The sequence below is a fragment of the Dorea acetigenes genome (assembly GCF_025567385.1).
Lineage (GTDB): Bacteria > Bacillota > Clostridia > Lachnospirales > Lachnospiraceae > Claveliimonas > Claveliimonas acetigenes.
The window spans coordinates 1-525 of record NZ_JAOQJU010000062.1 but is presented as its reverse complement, the minus strand read 5'-3'; the positions used below and the strand labels follow the sequence as shown (position 1 = coordinate 525).

Here is a 525-nt window from a genome sequence, read left to right as displayed (position 1 = left end):
TTTCTGCCATTTTGTTCACTCCTTATTCTCTAGATTATATCTCAAATCCTTGAGAATGGGGTGTCAACTTTTTTTATACCACATCACATCCCGCTCTATTTCCGTCAAACCTTCCGGCAACTCAATACTGCTTAGGCTGCTGCAGTTACTAAATGCATACTGACCTATGCTTGTCAAACCCTCCGGCAGTCCAATACTGCTCAGGCTACTGCAATCGGAAAACACACTCCTCTCTATTTCCGTCAAGCCTCCTGGCAGCTCAATACTGCTTAGGCTGCTGCAGTTTCCAAACGCACGAAAGCCTATGCTCGTTATCCCTTCCGGCAAACTAATACTATTTAAATCCTTACAATGCTCAAATGCGCAATCTCCTATATTTATCACATCTTCCGGTAAATTTATGCTTTCCTTGTTTTTAGGCACAAATATAAGATTCTTATACTGATGTGGTATAAAAAAAGTTGACACCCCATTCTCAAGGATTTGAGATATAATCTAGAGAATAAGGAGTGAACAAAATGGCAG

1 protein-coding gene is annotated in these 525 nt (G+C 40.6%); it reads right to left on the bottom strand.

The window, feature by feature from the left end:
- Window positions 1-63: 63 nt before the first annotated feature.
- Entirely contained in the window at window positions 64-423 is a 360-nt protein-coding gene (locus OCV99_RS18460; protein WP_416810605.1) for a leucine-rich repeat domain-containing protein, read from the bottom strand.
- Window positions 424-525 lie beyond the last annotated feature (102 nt).